Source organism: Variovorax sp. KBS0712 (assembly GCF_006323185.2).
Taxonomy (GTDB): domain Bacteria; phylum Pseudomonadota; class Gammaproteobacteria; order Burkholderiales; family Burkholderiaceae_C; genus Variovorax; species Variovorax boronicumulans.
Genome location: NZ_VCCD02000003.1, coordinates 725,725 through 745,159, shown reverse-complemented (window position 1 = coordinate 745,159; position 19,435 = coordinate 725,725). Strand labels below are relative to the sequence as shown.

Annotated in this window: 14 protein-coding genes, 2 tRNA genes and 1 pseudogene; all 17 read left to right on the top strand. The window is 65.0% G+C overall.

Annotation, left to right across the window (positions count from 1 at the left end; all coding sequences use genetic code 11):
• Nucleotides 1-161 (top strand): annotated as a pseudogene (gene tuf / locus FFI97_RS28210) (elongation factor Tu); the annotation flags it as partial.
• Nucleotides 162-182: 21 nt separating this feature from the next.
• A tRNA-Trp gene (locus FFI97_RS28205) sits at nucleotides 183-258 on the top strand.
• A 101-nt stretch (nucleotides 259-359) separates the two neighbouring features.
• Nucleotides 360-743 (top strand): preprotein translocase subunit SecE, encoded by a 384-nt coding sequence (secE, locus tag FFI97_RS28200; RefSeq protein WP_062479313.1) that lies wholly within the window; start codon nucleotides 360-362, stop codon nucleotides 741-743.
• On the top strand, nucleotides 743-1,354 hold the full coding sequence (gene nusG / locus FFI97_RS28195; protein ID WP_062479316.1) for a transcription termination/antitermination protein NusG: 612 nt from the start codon (nucleotides 743-745) through the stop codon (nucleotides 1,352-1,354). Before secE ends, nusG begins: the two co-directional genes overlap by 1 nt.
• 141 nt (nucleotides 1,355-1,495) lie before the next feature.
• Nucleotides 1,496-1,927, top strand: a complete 432-nt coding sequence (rplK, locus tag FFI97_RS28190; RefSeq protein ID WP_056584627.1) for a 50S ribosomal protein L11 — start codon at nucleotides 1,496-1,498, stop codon at nucleotides 1,925-1,927.
• The gene (rplA, locus tag FFI97_RS28185; RefSeq protein WP_056584630.1) at nucleotides 1,928-2,626 is read left to right on the top strand and encodes a 50S ribosomal protein L1; all 699 of its coding nucleotides are present in this window, start codon (nucleotides 1,928-1,930) and stop codon (nucleotides 2,624-2,626) included.
• Nucleotides 2,627-2,872: 246 nt separating this feature from the next.
• Nucleotides 2,873-3,409, top strand: a complete 537-nt coding sequence (gene rplJ, locus FFI97_RS28180) for a 50S ribosomal protein L10 (protein WP_062479322.1) — start codon at nucleotides 2,873-2,875, stop codon at nucleotides 3,407-3,409.
• Between the two features lie 43 nt (nucleotides 3,410-3,452).
• The gene (gene rplL, locus FFI97_RS28175) at nucleotides 3,453-3,827 is read left to right on the top strand and encodes a 50S ribosomal protein L7/L12 (RefSeq protein ID WP_062479325.1); all 375 of its coding nucleotides are present in this window, start codon (nucleotides 3,453-3,455) and stop codon (nucleotides 3,825-3,827) included.
• Nucleotides 3,828-4,128: 301 nt separating this feature from the next.
• Entirely contained in the window at nucleotides 4,129-8,253 is a 4,125-nt protein-coding gene (gene rpoB, locus FFI97_RS28170; protein ID WP_139701541.1) for a DNA-directed RNA polymerase subunit beta, read from the top strand.
• 21 nt (nucleotides 8,254-8,274) lie between these two features.
• Nucleotides 8,275-12,510: a DNA-directed RNA polymerase subunit beta' gene (gene rpoC, locus FFI97_RS28165; protein WP_062479330.1), complete on the top strand. Its 4,236-nt coding sequence runs from the start codon at nucleotides 8,275-8,277 to the stop codon at nucleotides 12,508-12,510.
• Between the two features lie 115 nt (nucleotides 12,511-12,625).
• Nucleotides 12,626-13,225: a LemA family protein gene (locus FFI97_RS28160; protein ID WP_139701540.1), complete on the top strand. Its 600-nt coding sequence runs from the start codon at nucleotides 12,626-12,628 to the stop codon at nucleotides 13,223-13,225.
• A gap of 94 nt (nucleotides 13,226-13,319) precedes the next feature.
• Entirely contained in the window at nucleotides 13,320-14,708 is a 1,389-nt protein-coding gene (gene rsmB, locus FFI97_RS28155) for a 16S rRNA (cytosine(967)-C(5))-methyltransferase RsmB (protein WP_139701539.1), read from the top strand.
• Nucleotides 14,686-15,330, top strand: coding sequence for a DUF4390 domain-containing protein (locus FFI97_RS28150; RefSeq protein ID WP_062480359.1), 645 nt, complete (start codon nucleotides 14,686-14,688; stop codon nucleotides 15,328-15,330). The genes rsmB and FFI97_RS28150 overlap by 23 nt, the downstream gene beginning before the upstream one ends.
• Entirely contained in the window at nucleotides 15,327-17,657 is a 2,331-nt protein-coding gene (locus tag FFI97_RS28145; protein WP_139701537.1) for a sensor histidine kinase, read from the top strand. The genes FFI97_RS28150 and FFI97_RS28145 overlap by 4 nt, the downstream gene beginning before the upstream one ends.
• Before the next feature lie 77 nt (nucleotides 17,658-17,734).
• Nucleotides 17,735-18,436, top strand: coding sequence for a response regulator (locus FFI97_RS28140; RefSeq protein WP_062480363.1), 702 nt, complete (start codon nucleotides 17,735-17,737; stop codon nucleotides 18,434-18,436).
• Between the two features lie 18 nt (nucleotides 18,437-18,454).
• Nucleotides 18,455-18,530: transfer RNA gene (locus FFI97_RS28135), tRNA-Phe, on the top strand.
• Between the two features lie 566 nt (nucleotides 18,531-19,096).
• A complete protein-coding gene (locus FFI97_RS34470; protein ID WP_409574653.1) occupies nucleotides 19,097-19,228 on the top strand; it encodes a plasmid fertility inhibition factor family protein in 132 nt (43 codons plus the stop codon).
• The last annotated feature ends 207 nt before the right edge of the window (nucleotides 19,229-19,435 follow it).

Here is a 19,435-nt window from a genome sequence, read left to right as displayed (position 1 = left end):
AGCTGCCCGCGGACAAGGAAATGGTCATGCCTGGCGACAACGTCAGCATCACCGTGAAGCTGATCAACCCGATCGCGATGGAAGAAGGCCTGCGCTTCGCCATCCGTGAAGGCGGCCGTACCGTGGGTTCGGGCGTCGTGGCCAAGATCCTCGACATCTAAGTCGAGCGTAAAGAGTACCGGAGGGGTATAGCTCAATTGGCAGAGCGTCGGTCTCCAAAACCGAAGGTTGTAGGTTCGATTCCTACTGCCCCTGCCACCTAGGTGGCACCCCGACAAGCCCATCGCGATCCGGTGGGCTTCGGCGTCTCAAGAGACGCATTGAATTGAAGGCCGCGAGGCCACAGGAAATCAGCCGACATGGCCACTTCTCAAATCGAAACCGTGAGCACGGGTGCCGACAAAGCCAAGCTGGCTGCGGCGGTGGTGCTGGCAGTGGGCGCCATCGTGGCGTTCTACCTGCTGTCGCGCCAAGGCTCGCTGGTGCAATGGGCTGCGCTGCTGGTCGGCCTGGCCGCGGCCGTGGGCGCCTTCGGCAGCTCCGAGAATGGCCGTCAGCTGTGGGCTTTCGGTCGTGACTCGTGGCGCGAGGTCAAGAAGGTCGTGTGGCCGACCCGCAAGGAATCGATGCAGATGACGGCCTATGTGTTCGCCTTCGTGGCGATCATGTCCGTCTTCCTCTGGCTCACCGACAAGACGCTCGAATGGGTGTTCTTTGACCTCATTCTGGGCTGGAGAAAATAATGACCGACGACGCAGTTGAAACCACGCAGAGCACGCCGGAAGAGGAGCAGAACCCTCTCCTGACCCCCGCTGCCAACCCTGATCTGCGTTGGTACGTGGTGCATGCCTACTCGGGCATGGAAAAGGCTGTCGAGCGCAACATCACCGAGCGCATCACCCGCGCCGGCATGCAGGACAAGTTCGGCCGCATCCTGGTTCCGACCGAAGAAGTGGTCGAGATCAAGAACGGCCAGAAGCGCACCACCGAGCGCCGCTTCTTCCCGGGTTACGTGCTGGTCGAAATGATCATGGACGACGAGAGCTGGCACCTGGTGAAGCACACCAACAAGGTGACGGGTTTCGTGGGCGGCGCCAAGAACCGTCCGGCCCCGATCTCGCAGAAAGAGGTCGAGGACATCGTCAACCAGATGCAGCAGGGCACCGAGAAGCCGCGTCACAAGGTCGAGTTCACCGTGGGTGAGTTCGTGCGCGTCAAGGAAGGCCCGTTCACCGACTTCAATGGCACGGTGGAAGACGTCAACTACGAGAAGAGCAAGGTCAGTGTGTCGGTCATGATTTTCGGCCGCGCCACCCCTGTGGAGCTCGAATTCGGCCAGGTCGAGAAGACCTGATCCCATGGCCTGCCTTCGGGCGGGCCTGCCAGTTTCCGGCTGCGCGTTGTCCGACTCGGCGCGCGGTCTTGATCGAAGAGTCGTTTAACCCCGGGGAGCCGCGGCGAGAGCCAAGGCGATATCACCCGCAAGGAGCAAAGCATGGCGAAAAAAATCGTCGGCTTCATCAAGCTGCAAGTGCCAGCTGGTAAGGCCAACCCGTCCCCGCCGATCGGTCCCGCACTGGGTCAGCGCGGTCTGAACATCATGGAGTTCTGCAAGGCGTTCAACGCGCAAACCCAAGGCGTCGAGCCAGGTCTGCCGCTGCCGGTGGTCATCACCGCGTTCGCTGACAAGAGCTTCACCTTCATCATCAAGACGCCCCCGGCGATCACCTTGATCAAGAAGGCCATCAAGCTGGACAAGGGCTCGGCCCGTCCGCACACCGACAAGGTCGGCAAGATCACGCGCGCTCAGCTCGAAGAAATTGCCAAGGCCAAGATGAAGGACCTGACTGCCGCCGACCTCGACGCAGCAGTTCGCACCATCGCCGGCTCGGCCCGCTCGATGGGCGTGAATGTGGAGGGCGTGTAAATGTCCAAGATCACCAAGAAGCAAAAGTCGCTCGAAGGCAAGGTCGACAGCAACAAGCTGTACCCCCTGGCTGACGCCATCGTCATCGTCAAGGACGCCGCCACCGCCAAGTTCGACGAATCGATCGACGTGGCCGTGCAACTGGGCATCGACGCGAAGAAGTCGGACCAGGTGGTTCGCGGTGCTGTCGTGCTGCCGAACGGCACCGGCAAGACCAAGCGCGTCGCCGTGTTCGCCCAAGGCGCCAAGGCTGAAGAAGCCAAGGCCGCCGGCGCCGACATCGTCGGCATGGATGACCTGGCTGCGATGGTCAAGGCGGGCGACATGCCTTTCGACGTCGTGATCGCTGCCCCCGATGCCATGCGCGTCGTCGGTACGCTCGGTCAGATCCTCGGCCCGCGTGGCCTGATGCCCAACCCCAAGGTTGGCACCGTGACCCCTGACGTCGCCACCGCTGTCAAGAACGCCAAGGCTGGCCAGGTCCAGTTCCGCGTCGACAAGGCCGGCATCATCCACGGCACGATCGGCCGTCGCTCGTTCGACAACGACAAGCTGCAAGGCAACCTCGCTGCGCTGATCGACGCTCTGGTCAAGGCCAAGCCGGCGACCAGCAAGGGCGTGTACCTGCGCAAGGTGGCTGTGTCGTCGACGATGGGTCTGGGTGTCCGCGTGGACACGCAAACCATCTCGGCAAGCTAAAGAGATTGGCCCGATCCCGCAAGGAGAGGGCGAATGTGGTGGGTCGCGGCAGCTTCGGTTGCCGCGGGCCATCCAAGACCGCTGGTGTGCAGGGCGCTGCACTTAATGGCCGGATCGATCCTTCCGGTATCCAGCGCAGATGGCGATCCCGCTGCAAGGAATTTGATTTTTGTTCCGAAACAGTTGGTCGCTGCATGAAGCGCGATCCGAGGCCCCGGCCGAAGGTCGCATTAAAAGGAGTAGACCTTGAGTCTGAATCGCAGTGAGAAAGAAGCGGTCATCAGTGATGTGACCAGCCTCGCCGCTAAAGCTCAAACGCTCGTGATGGCGGAATACCGTGGCATCACGGTGGCCGATATGACCAAACTGCGCAGCGAAGCTCGCAGCAAGGGTGTGACCCTGAGTGTTCTGAAGAACACCCTGGCACGCCGTGCTGTCGCTGGTAGCGCATTTGAAGTCGTCGGCGACCAGATGACCGGTCCGCTGATCTACGGCTTTTCCGAAGACGCAGTCGCCGCCGCCAAGGTGGTGGCCGACTTCGCGAAGACCAACGACAAGTTGGTGATTCGCGGTGGCGCGTTTGGCGGCAAGGCCCTGGACGTCAACGGCGTGAAGCAACTGGCCAACATCCCTTCCAAGGAAGTGCTGCTGGCGCAATTGCTGGGCTTGATGCAATCCCCGATCTCTCGTACCGCCCGCGTGCTCGCGGCGCTGGCCGAGAAGCGCGGTGGTGGCGAAGCTGCACCCGTCGCCGATGCACCGGCAGAAGCGCAGGCCGCTTGAGCCTCGCGTTTGAAATATTCAACCCAATTGTTAGGAAACAAAAATGGCATTCGATAAAGACGCATTTCTGACCGCGCTCGACGCAATGACGGTCCTGGAACTCAACGACCTGGTCAAGGCCATCGAAGAGAAGTTCGGCGTGAGCGCCGCAGCCATGTCGGCACCCGCTGCCGGCGGTGGCGCAGTGGCTGCAGCCGCTGAAGAGCAAACCGAGTTCAACGTCATGCTGATGGATGCTGGCGCGAACAAGGTGTCGGCGATCAAGGCCGTGCGCGAAATCACCGGCCTGGGCCTCAAGGAAGCCAAGGACCTGGTGGAAGCCGCTCCCAAGGCTGTCAAGGAAGGCCTGTCGAAGGCTGACGCTGAAGCCGCCAAGAAGAAGCTGGAAGATGCCGGCGCCAAGGTGGAACTGAAGTAATTCAGACCCCCTAGAGGGCTGGAGGTGCCTGAAAAGGCCCTCCAGCCTTTGCCGCTTTCAGAGCGCACCCAAAAGCCGGCTTGGCGCCGGTTCTTTCAGAGGCCGAAAGGTCGATGAAATAGCAAAAGCCAAGACGATTTTTGAGTGTCTTCTGAACCCGACTGCAGAAGACCCCTTGGTTCGGGCGATGTGCAATGCATCGCCGTCCGCCAACGGCTGGTAGTGGCCAGCCGCCAAGCAGTGGTGCCGTTCGCCCGGCACTGCTGACAAGTCGCTGAAGATCTCAAGCACCGGAGCTCTCATGGCCCAATCGTCCGCGTACAGTTACACCGAACGCAAGCGCATCCGAAAAAGTTTCGGTAACCGCGACAGCGTCGTCGAAATCCCCTACCTGCTGCAGATGCAGAAAGACGCGTACACCGCGTTCCTGCAAGCCGGCATCGCCCCCAAGCACCGCACCGTCGAAGGCCTGCAGGCCGCGTTCGACGCTGCCTTCCCGATCGTCTCGCACAACGGTTTCGTCGAGATGAAGTTCCTCGAGTACAACCTGGCGAAGCCGGCGTTCGATGTGCGTGAGTGCCAGACCCGTGGTCTGACCTTCGCCTCGGCCGTGCGCGCCAAGGTGCAGCTCATCATCTATGACCGCGAGTCGTCGACCTCGCAGTCCAAGGTGGTCAAGGAAGTGAAGGAACAAGAGGTCTACATGGGCGAAGTGCCGCTCATGACCGACAAGGGTTCGTTCATCATCAACGGCACCGAGCGCGTGATCGTCTCGCAGCTGCACCGTTCGCCCGGCGTGTTCTTCGAACACGACAAGGGCAAGACGCACAGCTCGGGCAAGCTGCTGTTCTCGGCCCGCGTGATTCCTTACCGCGGCTCGTGGCTCGACTTCGAGTTCGACCCGAAGGACATGCTGTACTTCCGCGTGGACCGTCGCCGCAAGATGCCGGTCACGATCCTGCTGAAGGCCATCGGCCTGAACCCGGAATCGATCCTCGCGAACTTCTTCGTGAACGACAACTTCCGCCTGATGGACAGCGGCGCGCAGATGGAGTTCGTCTCCGAGCGCCTGCGCGGCGAAGTCGCGCGCTTCGACATCACCGACAAGTCGGGCAAGGTCGTGGTCGCCAAGGACAAGCGCGTCACGGCGCGCCACACGCGTGAACTCGAGCAGGGCGGCACCACGCACATCAGCGTGCCGGAAGACTTCCTGGTCGGCCGCGTCATCGCCCGCAACATCGTCGACGCCGACTCCGGCGAAATCCTGGCCAAGGCCAACGACGAGCTGACCGAAGCGCTGCTCAAGAAGCTGCGCACGGCCGGCGTGCAGGACATCCAGGTCATCTACACGAACGAACTGGACCAGGGCGCGTACATCTCGCAGACGCTGCGCATCGACGAAACCGTCGACGAGTTCGCAGCCCGCGTGGCCATCTACCGCATGATGCGCCCCGGCGAGCCGCCGACGGAAGACGCGGTGCAGGCCCTGTTCCAGCGCCTGTTCTACAACCCGGACACGTACGACCTGTCGCGCGTGGGCCGCATGAAGTTCAACGCCAAGGTCGGCCGCGACGAGTCGACCGGCCCGATGGTGCTGACCAACGAAGACATCCTAGCCGTGGTCAAGATCCTCGTGGACCTGCGCAACGGCAACGGCGAAGTCGACGACATCGACCACCTGGGCAATCGCCGCGTGCGTTGCGTCGGCGAACTGGCCGAAAACCAGTACCGCACCGGTCTGGCACGTATCGAGAAGGCCGTGAAGGAACGTCTGGGTCAGGCCGAGCAAGAGCCGCTGATGCCGCACGACCTGATCAACAGCAAGCCGATCTCGGCCGCGCTGAAGGAATTCTTCGGTGCGTCGCAGCTGTCGCAGTTCATGGACCAGACGAACCCGCTGTCCGAAATCACCCACAAGCGCCGCGTGTCGGCCCTTGGCCCGGGTGGTCTGACGCGTGAACGTGCAGGCTTCGAAGTGCGCGACGTGCACGTGACCCACTACGGCCGCGTGTGCCCGATCGAAACGCCTGAAGGCCCGAACATCGGCCTGATCAACTCGCTGGCCCTGTACGCCCGCCTGAACGAATACGGCTTCATCGAGACGCCGTACCGCCGCGTGGTCGACAGCAAGGTCACGATGGACATCGACTACCTGTCGGCCATCGAAGAAGGCAAGTACGTCATCGCCCAGGCCAACGCGGTCCTGGACAAGGACGGCAAGCTGACCGGCGACCTGGTCTCGGCACGTGAAGCCGGCGAATCGATCCTGGTGGGTGCCGAGCGCATCCAGTACATGGACGTGTCGCCCGCGCAGATCGTGTCGGTGGCCGCCTCGCTCGTGCCGTTCCTGGAGCACGACGATGCGAACCGCGCGTTGATGGGCGCCAACATGCAGCGTCAGGCCGTGCCTGTGCTGCGTCCCGAAAAGCCGATGGTCGGGACCGGCATCGAGCGCGTTTCCGCGGTCGACTCGGGCACCGTGGTCACGGCCACCCGCGGCGGTATCGTCGACTACGTCGATGCGACCCGTGTCGTGGTGCGCGTGAACGACGCCGAAGCGGCAGCCGGTGAAGTCGGTGTGGACATCTACAACCTGATCAAGTATCAGCGTTCGAACCAGAACACCAACATCCACCAGCGCCCCATCGTCAAGCGCGGCGACAAAATCGCCAAGGGCGACGTGGTGGCCGACGGCGCATCGACCGACCTCGGCGAACTGGCCCTGGGCCAGAACATGCTGATCGCGTTCATGCCCTGGAACGGCTACAACTTCGAAGACTCGATCCTGATCTCGGAACGCGTCGTCGCCGAAGACCGCTACACCTCGATCCACATCGAGGAACTGGTGGTCATGGCCCGCGACACGAAGCTGGGCGCCGAAGAAATCACGCGCGACATCCCGAACCTGGCCGAGCAGCAGCTCAACCGCCTCGACGAATCCGGCATCATCTATGTCGGCGCCGAAGTGCAGCCGGGCGACACGCTGGTGGGCAAGGTCACGCCGAAGGGCGAGACCACGCTGACGCCGGAAGAGAAGCTGCTTCGCGCCATCTTCGGCGAGAAGGCTTCCGACGTGAAGGACACCTCGCTGCGCGTGGACCAGGGCTCGCAAGGCACCGTGATCGACGTGCAGGTGTTCACCCGCGAAGGCATCCAGCGCGACAAGCGCGCCCAGCAGATCATCGACGATGAACTCAAGCGCTTCCGCCTCGACCTGAACGACCAGCTGCGCATCGTCGAAGCCGACGCGTTCGACCGTATCGAGAAGCTCTTGACCGGCAAGGTCGCCAACGGCGGCCCGAACAAGTTGGCCAAGGGCACCAAGCTCGACAAGGCCTACCTGTCGTCGGTCGAGAAGTTCCACTGGTTCGACATCCGCCCGGCGGAAGACGACGTGGCCTCGCAGCTCGAGTCGATCAAGAACTCGCTCGAGCAGACGCGCCACAGCTTCGACCTCGCGTTCGAAGAAAAGCGCAAGAAGCTCACGCAGGGCGACGAGCTGCCCGCGGGCGTGCTCAAGATGGTCAAGGTCTACCTGGCCGTCAAGCGCCGCCTGCAACCCGGCGACAAGATGGCCGGCCGTCACGGCAACAAGGGTGTGGTGTCCAAGATCGTTCCGGTCGAAGACATGCCCCACATGGCCGACGGCACGCCGTGCGACATCTGCCTGAACCCGCTGGGCGTGCCCTCGCGGATGAACGTGGGCCAGGTGCTCGAAGTGCATCTGGGCTGGGCCGGCAAGGGCATCGGCCAGCGCATCGGTGACCTGCTGCAGCAAGAGGCCAAGGTGGCCGAGCTGCGCAAGTTCATGGAGCAGCTGTACAACGGCTCGGGCCGCAAGGAAGAGCTCGACCAGCTGAGCGACACCGAGCTGCTCGCCATGGCCGCGAACCTGCAAAGCGGCGCGACCTTCGCGACGCCGGTGTTCGACGGCGCCTCGGAAGAAGAAATCCGCGGCATGCTGAAGCTCGCCTACCCGGACGACATCGCCAAGCTCAAGGGCCTGACCGATACGCGCACGCAGGCATACCTGTACGACGGCCGCACCGGCGACCAGTTCGAGCGTCCCGTCACCGTCGGCTACATGCACTTCTTGAAGCTGCACCACCTGGTGGACGACAAGATGCACGCCCGTTCGACCGGCCCGTACTCGCTCGTCACGCAGCAACCGCTGGGCGGCAAGGCGCAGTTCGGCGGCCAGCGTTTCGGTGAAATGGAAGTGTGGGCGCTGGAAGCTTACGGCGCCGCCTACGTCCTGCAGGAAATGCTGACCGTGAAGTCCGACGACGTGCAAGGCCGTACCAAGGTGTACGAAAGCATCGTCAAGGGCGAGCACTCGATCGAAGCCGGCATGCCGGAATCGTTCAACGTGCTGGTCAAGGAAATTCGTTCGCTGGGTCTCGACATCGAGCTCGAGCGTTCCTAAGTTGAAAAGGGAAAGAGTCTTATGAAATCGCTACTCGACCTGTTCAAGCAATTCACGCCCGATGAGCATTTCGATGCCATCAAGATCGGCATGGCTTCGCCCGAGAAGATCCGTTCGTGGTCTTTCGGCGAGGTGAAGAAGCCTGAGACGATCAACTACCGCACGTTCAAGCCCGAGCGCGACGGTCTGTTCTGCGCCAAAATCTTCGGCCCCATCAAGGACTACGAGTGCCTGTGCGGCAAGTACAAGCGCTTGAAGCACCGCGGCGTGATCTGCGAGAAGTGCGGCGTTGAAGTCACGCAGACCAAGGTGCGTCGCGAGCGCATGGGTCACATCGACCTGGCCGCGCCCTGCGCCCACATCTGGTTCCTGAAGTCGCTGCCGTCGCGTCTGGGCCTCGTGCTCGACATGACGCTGCGCGACATCGAACGCGTGCTGTACTTCGAAGCGTACGTGATCACCGACCCCGGCATGACCCCGCTGAAGAAGTTCGGCATCATGTCCGAGGACGACTACGACGCCAAGCGCAAGGAATACGGTGACGAGTTCATCGCCAAGATGGGCGCCGAAGGCATCAAGGACCTGCTCGAAGGGATCGAGCTCGACAGCGAGATCGAACGCCTGCGCGGCGACCTGACCGGCTCCGAAGTCAAGGTCAAGAAGAACTCCAAGCGCCTGAAGGTGCTCGAGGCCTTCCGCAAGTCGGGCATCAAGCCCCAGTGGATGGTGCTCGAAGTGCTGCCCGTGCTGCCGCCGGACCTGCGTCCGCTGGTGCCGCTGGACGGCGGCCGCTTCGCGACCTCCGACCTGAACGACCTGTACCGCCGCGTCATCAACCGCAACTCGCGTCTGCGCCGCCTGCTGGAGCTGAAGGCTCCGGAAATCATCGCGCGCAACGAAAAGCGGATGCTGCAGGAAGCGGTCGACTCGCTGCTGGACAACGGCCGCCGTGGCAAGGCCATGACGGGCGCCAACAAGCGCGCGCTGAAGTCGCTGGCCGACATGATCAAGGGCAAGAGCGGTCGTTTCCGCCAGAACCTGCTGGGCAAGCGCGTGGACTACTCGGGCCGTTCGGTCATCGTGGTGGGCCCGACGCTCAAGCTGCACCAGTGCGGCCTGCCCAAGCTGATGGCGCTCGAGCTGTTCAAGCCCTTCATCTTCTCGCGCCTCGAAGCCATGGGCATCGCGACGACGATCAAGGCTGCCAAGAAGGAAGTCGAATCGGGCACGCCGGTGGTCTGGGACATCCTGGAAGAAGTGATCAAGGAACACCCGGTCATGCTGAACCGTGCGCCTACGCTGCACCGTTTGGGCATCCAGGCGTTCGAACCGATCCTGATCGAAGGCAAGGCCATCCAGCTGCACCCGCTCGTTTGCGCGGCCTTCAACGCCGACTTCGACGGCGACCAGATGGCTGTCCACGTGCCGCTGTCGGTGGAAGCGCAGATGGAAGCCCGCACGCTGATGCTGGCCTCCAACAACGTGCTGTTCCCGGCTTCGGGCGAACCGTCGATCGTTCCTTCGCAGGACGTGGTGCTGGGTCTGTACTACACGACCCGCGACCGCATCAACGGCAAGGGCGAGGGCCTGATCTTCTCCGACATCGGTGAAGTGCAGCGCGCACTCGACGCCAACGAAGTCGAGCTCACCGCCAAGGTCGCGGTGCGTATCACGGAGTACACCAAGGACAAGGAAACCGGCGTGTTCACGCCGTCGACCTCGCTCGTGGACACCACCGTGGGCCGTGCCCTGCTGTCCGAGATCCTGCCCAAGGGCCTGCCGTTCTCGAACATCAACAAGGCGCTGAAGAAGAAGGAAATCTCCAAGCTCATCAACGTCTCGTTCCGCAAGTGCGGCCTGAAAGAGACCGTCGTGTTCGCCGACAAGCTGCTGCAAAACGGCTTCCGTCTGGCGACCAAGGCCGGCATCTCGATCGCGATCGACGACATGCTGGTGCCCGCTGAGAAGCACGGCATCATCGAGCGCTCGGCCAAGGAAGTGAAGGAGATCGAACAGCAGTACGTCTCCGGTCTCGTGACCTCCGGCGAGCGCTACAACAAGGTGGTGGACATCTGGGGCAAGGCCGGCGACGAAGTGTCGAAGGTCATGATGGCCAAGCTGTCCAAGCAGAAGGTCATCGACCGCCACGGCAAGGAAGTCGAGCAGGAGTCGTTCAACTCCATCTACATGATGGCCGACTCCGGCGCCCGCGGTTCCGCAGCGCAGATTCGCCAGGTGGCCGGTATGCGGGGCCTGATGGCCAAGCCGGACGGCTCGATCATCGAGACGCCCATTACCGCGAACTTCCGCGAAGGCCTGAACGTGTTGGAGTACTTCATCTCCACCCACGGTGCCCGTAAGGGTCTGGCCGACACGGCGCTGAAGACGGCGAACTCGGGTTACCTGACCCGTCGTCTGGTCGACGTGACGCAAGACCTGGTCGTGACCGAGCAGGACTGCGGCACGCACGGCGGCTACCTGATGCGCGCCATCGTCGAAGGCGGTGAAGTGATCGAGTCGCTGCGCGACCGAATCCTCGGCCGCTCGGCGGCGGACGACGTGCTGCACCCGGAAAACCGTTCGGTGCTGCTCAAGGCCGGCGAGATGTTCGACGAAGACAACATCGAAGCACTGGAAGCCCAGGGCGTCGACGAAGTCAAGGTCCGCACCGCGCTGACTTGCGAAACGCGTTTCGGCATCTGCGCGACCTGCTACGGCCGCGACCTGGGCCGCGGCGGCCTGATCAACATCGGCGAAGCCGTCGGTGTGATCGCTGCCCAGTCCATCGGCGAACCCGGCACGCAGCTGACGATGCGTACCTTCCACATCGGTGGTGCCGCTTCGCGTGCCGCCATCGCCTCGAGCGTGGAAGCCAAGTCGAACGGCTCGATCGGCTTCAACGCCACGATGCGCTACGTGACCAACAGCAAGGGCGAGCTGGTCGTGATTTCGCGTTCGGGCGAGATCGTCATCCATGACGAGCACGGCCGTGAGCGCGAGCGTCACAAGGTGCCGTACGGCGCCACGCTGACGGTCAAGGCCGACCAGCAGATCAAGGCCGGCCACGTGCTCGCCAACTGGGACCCGCTGACCCGCCCGATCATTACCGAGTTCGCCGGCAAGGCGCAGTTCGAGAACGTCGAGGAAGGCCTCACGGTTGCCAAGCAGGTGGACGAAGTGACCGGTCTGTCGACCCTGGTCGTGATCGACCCGAAGCGCCGCGGCGCTGCCAAGGTCGTGCGTCCGCAGGTCAAGCTGATCGACGCCCAAGGCCTCGAAGTGAAGATCCCCGGCACCGACCACTCGGTGACGATCGGCTTCCCGATCGGCGCCCTGGTGCAGATCCGCGACGGCCAGGACGTGGGCCCCGGCGAAGTGCTGGCACGCATCCCGGTCGAAGGTCAGAAGACCCGAGACATCACCGGCGGTCTGCCGCGCGTGGCCGAGCTGTTCGAAGCCCGTTCGCCGAAGGACAAGGGCATGCTGGCCGAAATGACCGGTACCGTGTCGTTCGGTAAAGAGACCAAGGGCAAGATCCGCCTGCAGATCACCGATCCCGAAGGCGGCGTCTACGAAGACCTCGTGCCGAAGGAAAAGAACATCCTGGTGCACGAAGGCCAGGTGGTGAACAAGGGCGAAAGCGTGGTCGACGGTCCGGCGGACCCGCAGGACATCCTGCGCCTGCTGGGTTCGGAAGAACTCGCGCGCTACATCGTGGACGAAGTGCAGGACGTGTACCGTTTGCAGGGTGTGAAGATCAACGACAAGCACATCGAGGTGATCGTTCGCCAGATGCTGCGCCGCGTCGTGGTCGACAACATCGGCGACACGAGCTACATCTCCGGCGAACAGGTCGAACGCAGCGAAATGCTCAACACCAACGACGCCCTGCGCGCCGAAGGCAAGATCCCCGCGACGTTCACCAACCTGCTGCTGGGTATCACGAAGGCGTCGCTGTCGACCGACTCGTTCATCTCGGCTGCTTCGTTCCAGGAAACGACGCGCGTGCTGACCGAAGCCGCGATCATGGGCAAGCGCGACGAGCTGCGCGGTCTGAAGGAAAACGTCATCGTCGGCCGCCTGATTCCCGCAGGCACCGGCATGGCGTACCACCAGGCCCGCAAGGTCAAGGACGCCATGGACGAGGCCGAGCGCCGCGCCATCGCCGAGTCGGAAGCTGCCGAACTGGCCGGCTCCGGCGACAGCGATGCAGCGACCAGCACGGTCGACGCCAACGAAGGCGCCGCGACCGAATAACTGGTTAGCATCACCGGCATGACCGGTTGCCCACGCCCCCCGACCGCTCTGGTCGGGGGGCGTTTTTCTTTGTGTTTCCTGGGTTCCGACCGATGACCAAGAGGTTCTGTTTCCGATGAGCGTCCTGCCCGATTCGCTGGCCGGATGGCTCGTTGCCGCGCTGCTGCTGTTCTGGTTCGTGGGCGCGTACAACCGGCTGGTGCGTCTGCGCGCCGCCGTGCTCCAGGCCTACGCCGTGCTCGACGTGGCGCTGCGCAAGCAGCTCGATTTCGTCCAGGCCAGCATCACCGCCGCGCCCCGGCCCGAGACGCCGCCCGAAGGCGCGCCCACCGTGGCGCCGTTGCAGGCCGCCACGACGCAGCTCGCGACCCTGCTCGGCGCGACGCGGGTGCGCCCGCTCGACCCGGGCAGCATGGCGGCGCTGGCCACCGCGCTGCAGGTGCTCATCGCCGCATGGCGACGCCAGTACCCGGGCGCGGTCACCGTGTTCGACGCGGACGGCACGCTGTCGCGGCCCGCACCGCTGATGCCCGGCCTGGGTGGCGCGTCCGATCCGGCTGCGCCCATCGCCTGGCCCGAGCCGTCGGCGGCGGCGGAAATCGCGCGCGGCCAGTTCAACCTGGCCGTGGCGCAGTACAACGCAGGCATCGCCCAGTTCCCGGCGCTGCTGGTGGCCTGGATCGTGCGACTGCGGCCGGCGGCGCCCTTGCTCTGACCGGCCTTGACCCGACGACAGGCGGGTAACGCCTTCGTTTCCATTCCCACCGCGCGGCGTGCTGTCTTTCTCGCCCGTTACCATCGGCTCCAACTTGCCAGCAGATCTCTCCTCCGACCCCTCTTCGGGCAGCGCCTCCTCGGCGCCGCAACAACCGCCGCTCTGGCGCCAACTGCAACTGACCGCAGGGGCGCTGGCGTCGATTCGCGCCGGCACCTCGGGCACCGTCGCGTTCGAGGCCGTCGAGCCCGCGCTGCGCCCCGGCGTGCAGGCCCTGGGCTTCCAGGTGCTGCGCTGGCTCGGTCGCGCCGAGGCGCTGCGCCGCCACCTGGCCAAGCGCACGCCGCCGCCGTTGCCCGACGCCTTGCTGTGCACCGCGCTCGCGCTGGCCTGGCACAGCGACCATGCCCCCTACGAACCTTTCACGCTGGTCGACCAGGCCGTGGAAGCCGCCAAGCGCAACCCGGCGACGCGGGCGCAGGCCAGCTTCATCAACGCCTGCCTGCGCCGCTTCCTGCGCGAGCGCGACGAACTCGTGGCCGCCACCGACACCGAACCGGTCGCGCAATGGAACCACCCGCGCTGGTGGATCGAACGCCTCAAGCGCGACCATCCGCGCGACTGGCAGCGCGTGCTGTCGGCCGACAACGCCCAGGCGCCGATGACCTTGCGCGTCAACGCGCTGCAATCGACGCCGGCCGCGTACCTGTTGGAACTGGAAGCGGTGGGCCTCGCGGCCACGCGCGTCGGCGCCGACGGCCTGCAGCTGGCCCGGGCCCGCCCGGTGCAGCAGCTGCCCGGTTTCGCCGACGGCGCCTGCTCGGTGCAGGACGCCGCCGCACAGCTCGCGGCGCCCTTGCTGCTCGACGGCCTGCTGCCCACCACGCCCGGCGCCGCGCCGCTGCGCGTGCTGGACGCCTGCGCCGCGCCCGGCGGCAAGACCGCGCACCTGATCGAACGCGCCGGCCCCGGCGCCGTCGAGGTGACCGCGCTGGAGGTCGACGCCGTGCGCAGCCGCCGCATCGACGAGACGCTGGCGCGCCTCGGCCTGAAGGCCAAGGTGGTGGTGGCCGATGCCGGCCGTCCCGCCGACTGGTGGGACGGCGCCCTGTTCGACGCCATCCTGCTGGACGCGCCGTGCACCGCCTCTGGCATCGTGCGGCGCCATCCCGACGTGCGCTGGCTGCGCCGCGAGAGCGACACGGCCCAGCTGGCGACCCAGCAGGCGATGCTGCTTGCCGCGCTGTGGCCGCTCGTGCGGCCCGGCGGCCGGCTGCTTTATTGCACCTGTTCCGTGTTCCGCGAAGAAGGCTCGCAACAAATTGATGCGTTTCTTGTACGCAACACCGACGCCCGTTTGCTGCCGTCCCCGGGACACTTGCTGCCTCAAAGTGGGGCGAATGCCCGTGGCGTCCCGGACAATCCCTCTGGTGACCACGACGGCTTCTTCTACGCCCTGCTTGAAAAACCCGCGCCGCACTGACGGCCGCCGGTCGATCCTGCTGGCCGGCCTGTGGCTGGCCTGGGCCCTGTGGATGGCCCTGTTCCCGGCCGCCGCCACCGCCCAGGCCCGTGCCGGCGGCGCCACCATCAGCCAGATGCGCCTGGAGCAGGCCGACGATGGCGTCTACCTGAGCGCGGCCGTGCAGTTCGAACTGCCCACGCTGGTGGAAGACGTGCTCGACAAAGGCATCGCCATCTACTTCGTGGCCGAGGCCGAGGTCTTCCAGGAGCGCTGGTACTGGACCGACCGCAAGGTCGCCCAGGTGGCGCGCCACATGCGACTGGCCTACCAGCCCCTCACGCGCCGCTGGCGGCTGAATGTGTCGCCGGTGCCGATCACCGGCGCCGCCGGCTTCGGCATCTCGCTGAACCAGAACTTCGACAGCCTCGGCGACGCGCTCGAGGCCATCAAGCGCATCGGCCGGCTGCGGCTGGGCGACGCCGCCGAAATCGGCGACGAGCCGCTGCACCAGGTCACCTTCCGTTTCCGGCTCGACACCTCGCAATTGCCGCGTCCTTTCCAGATCGGCATGGTCGGGCAGGCCGAGTGGAACATCGCCGCCGAGCGCACCGCCCGGCTGCCGCTGGAGAAGCAGCGGTGAGCAGCAAGCCGCGCAGCGGCGCCGCGGCCACGCCTGCCGCCCGCCGCTCGCGCGCGCTGCGCTGGGCCGTGGGCGTCGGCGCCGCGATGGTCACGGCCATCGGCCTGGTGCTGATGTTCCTGCTGGCCCAGGCCACCAACAACCGCGCGCTGTACGAGCGCTACTACGTGCGCCTGTTCGGCATCAACGTGGTGGTGGCCGTGCTGCTGGTGCTGGTGATCGGCTGGGTCGCGTTCCGGCTGCTGCGGCGGTTGCGCCAGGGCAAGTTCGGCAGCCGGCTGCTGATCAAGCTCGCTGCCATCTTCGCGCTCGTGGGGGTGGTGCCCGGGGCGCTGGTCTACGTGGTGTCCTACCAGTTCGTCGCGCGCTCGATCGAGAGCTGGTTCGACGTCAAGGTCGAGGGCGCGCTCGATGCCGGCCTGAACCTGGGTCGGGCGACGCTCGATTCGCTGTCCGACGACCTCGCCGCCAAGACCCGCACCGCCAGCGCCCAGCTGTCGCAGGTGCCCGACGCGAGCGCGGGGCTGCTGCTGGAGCGCATCCGCGACCAGCTCGAAGCCAGCGACGTGATCCTCTGGACCGGTTCGGGCCAGCTCGTGGCCAGCGCCGGCGCGTCGCGCTTCCAGCTCAACCCCGAGCGGCCGACGGCGCAGCAGTTCCGCCAGGTGCGACCCGACCGCGCCGTCGCGCATGTCGAGGGCCTGGAGGAAACCGCCTTGCCCAGTGCCACGCCGTCGAGTGCCAGCGTGCGCGCGCTGGCCATGGTGCAGCGCCCGGGCTTCGACTTCGACACTGCGCCGCGCTACCTGCAGGTCACGCGGCCGCTACCGCCGGCCGTGGTCGCCAACGCCCTGGCCGTGCAGGAGGCCAACCGCGAGTACCAGGAGCGGGCCCTCGCGCGCGAGGGGCTGCGGCGCATGTACATCGGCACGCTCACGCTGAGCCTGTTCCTCGCCGTGTTCGGCGCGGTGCTGCTGGCCGTGCTGTTCGGCAACCAGCTCGCACGGCCGCTGCTCGTGCTGGCCGACGGCGTGCGCCAGGTGGCCGCCGGCGACCTGCGGCCCACCGCCGTGCTGCAGGGCAAGGACGAGCTGGGCGGCCTCACGCGATCCTTCGCCGTCATGACCCAGCAGCTGGCTGACGCGCGCGGTGCGGTCGAGAAGACCATGGACCAGCTCGACGCCGCCCGCGGCAACCTGCAGACCATCCTGGACAACCTGACCTCGGGCGTGATCGTGCTCGACGCCAAGGGCACCGTGCTGTCCACCAATCCGGGCGCCACCCGGGTGCTGCGCGCGCCGCTCGCCGCCTATGAAGGCAAGGCGCTGGTCGATGTGCCGGGGCTGGCCGATTTCGGCGCCAAGGTGCAGCAGCAGTTCGACGAGTTCCTGGTCGAGCGCATGCAGCACGGCCTCGATCACTGGCAGCACGCCTTCGAGCTGCACGCCACGGGCCACGACCTGCCGCAGCAGGACGACGCCATCAACATCGTCGCGCGCGGTGCCGAGCTGCCGGGCGATGCGCGGCTGCTGGTGTTCGACGACATCTCTGAAATCGTCTCGGCCCAGCGCGCGCAGGCCTGGGGCGAGGTGGCGCGCCGCCTCGCGCACGAGATCAAGAACCCGCTCACGCCGATCCAGCTGTCGGCCGAGCGGCTCGAGATGAAGCTCTCAGGCAAGGTCGAGCCGCCCGAGCAGGCCATCCTGGTGAAGTCGGTCAAGACCATCGTCGACCAGGTCGATGCGATGAAGCGGCTGGTGAACGAATTCCGCGACTACGCGCGACTGCCCGCGGCCGACCTCAAGCCGGTCGACCTCAACGCGCTGCTGGCCGACGTGCTGCAGCTGTATCACGCCGAGAACCTGCCGATCACGCTGCGCTCGGAGCTCGACGAGCGCTGCCCGCCCGTGCGCGGCGACGAACAGCAGATCCGCCAGGTCGTGCACAACCTGTTGCAGAACGCCCAGGACGCCGCCGAGGCCGCCGCCAGCGGCACGGGCCGGGTGGGCGAGGTCGTCATCCGCACCCGGCTGGGCGATTCGGGCCAGCGCGTGCGCCTCACCGTGCAGGACAGCGGGCCCGGCTTTGCCGAAAACATCCTCAAGCGCGCCTTCGAGCCCTACGTCACCACGAAAACAAAAGGTACCGGTTTGGGCCTGGCCGTCGTCAAGAAGATCGCCGACGAACACGGCGCGCGCATCGAGCTTTCCAACCGTGTCGTCGACGGGGCTGTGGCGGGGGCGCAAGTCTCGCTATCATTCGCGCTGGCAGGCGAACCGCGGGCAGCGGTCGCTCACACCGAAGATTCGAAATCTTCGTCCGCCTGAGTACCGGCGAATCCAGCGCATAGGGGCTGGATCGGGAGCGGATCAATACACACCAGCGCATACAACAAGCAGCACTCATGGCAAACATTCTCGTGGTCGATGACGAGCTGGGCATCAGGGACCTGCTCTTCGAAATTCTCAATGACGAAGGCCACAACGTGGAGCTCGCGGAAAACGCCGCCGAAGCCCGCGCGGCCCGACAACGCGCCCGGCCCGATCTCGTGCTGCTCGACATCTGGATGCCGGACACCGACGGCGTCACCTTGCTCAAGGAGTGGTCCACCGCGGGCCTGCTGAGCATGCCGGTCATCATGATGAGCGGGCACGCCACCATCGACACCGCGGTCGATGCCACGCGCATCGGCGCCTTCGCGTTCCTCGAAAAACCCATCACGCTGCAGAAGCTGCTCAAGGCGGTGGAGCAGGGGCTGGCGCGCGAGAGCGCTCGCCGCACCGCCGCCGGCGTGGTGCCGCCGCCCACGGGCGCCCACCAGGCCGCCGCCATCACGACCACGGGCGACAGCCTGCTGATGGCGTCGCTGGCGGCCGTGCCGGTGGCCGACGCGGGTCCGCAGTCGACCCAGAGCTTCGACCTGGACCGCCCGCTGCGCGACGCGCGCGACGGTTTCGAGAAGGCCTACTTCGAGTTCCACCTGGCGATGGAGAACGGTTCGATGACCCGCGTGGCCGAGAAAACCGGCCTCGAGCGCACCCACCTGTACAGAAAACTCAAACAATTGGGTGTGGACCTTTCCCGAGGCCGCAGAAGCGCTGTATAATTTAAGGCTGCACACAATGGCCCGGTAGCTCAGTTGGTAGAGCAGCGGATTGAAAATCCGCGTGTCGGTGGTTCGATTCCGCCCCAGGCCACCAAATTTTCCTTTTAGGATCAAGTAGATAGCCCAACCTTTCCAGGTTGGGCTTTTTGCTTTCTGGTGCCGTGTAGGCACCATGTAGGCAAACTAGATCATCGCAAGGTAACGCGTTTCCATGACGTATGGCGAGCGGGCATTGCGTGTGGTTTGACCTAAGGCATGCCAAGCTCGCGATTGCTAGGCCACAGCGCACGTGGGAATGCATCAAGTTCGATGCCCTCGTCGTCGGGGGGGGCTAGCACGCTGACTCTATCCAGTCGTCGGCGTCCTGAGAGATGGTCGCGATGGACAGTTTCATTGATCCAGGAACAATGACCCGAGCGGCGGCAACCTCCCACTGCACCGGTTTGGCCTTGAAGTCGACGGGACGCAGGTTCATGGACAGAAGCGCCGGACGGATGATTAGGAGGGCGTTGATGTCAAGGGCATCAAAACGTCGACCGTCCTTGACGACGTAACTGCCCCTGAAGGGGGGAACCCGAACGGTATGTGATCCGTCTTGGCCAAGATGGCGCCTAGGTTTGCCGTGCGACCTCTTCGCAATCGCGAAAGTAGCCGTGGTGGATCCTGCGCCGCTCCTCGGGACTTGAGCCTCCGAACAGCTCCCCATGTGTTGCCTTTGGCGACGGCATCACGCGCACTATCTGGCTTCTCGTGAATGGTGCGCAGACGTTCCCGGTGCAATGTCGAGGCTAAGGCAGTGATGTCGCCGCCCTATGTGGGGTGGTCGGAACACCAGCGCTCGACACCTATGACCTCGGGCGAGCTCTAGGCGTCTCGCGGCAGTAGAGTCCCCTGCGGATCTGCATAGACGAGAACAACCGAGTCGAATAGCTCCGGAAATATGAGGCATGGGGCATTCGTGAACAAAGCGGTCGTTCTCATCGATTTTGTAACCGTCAC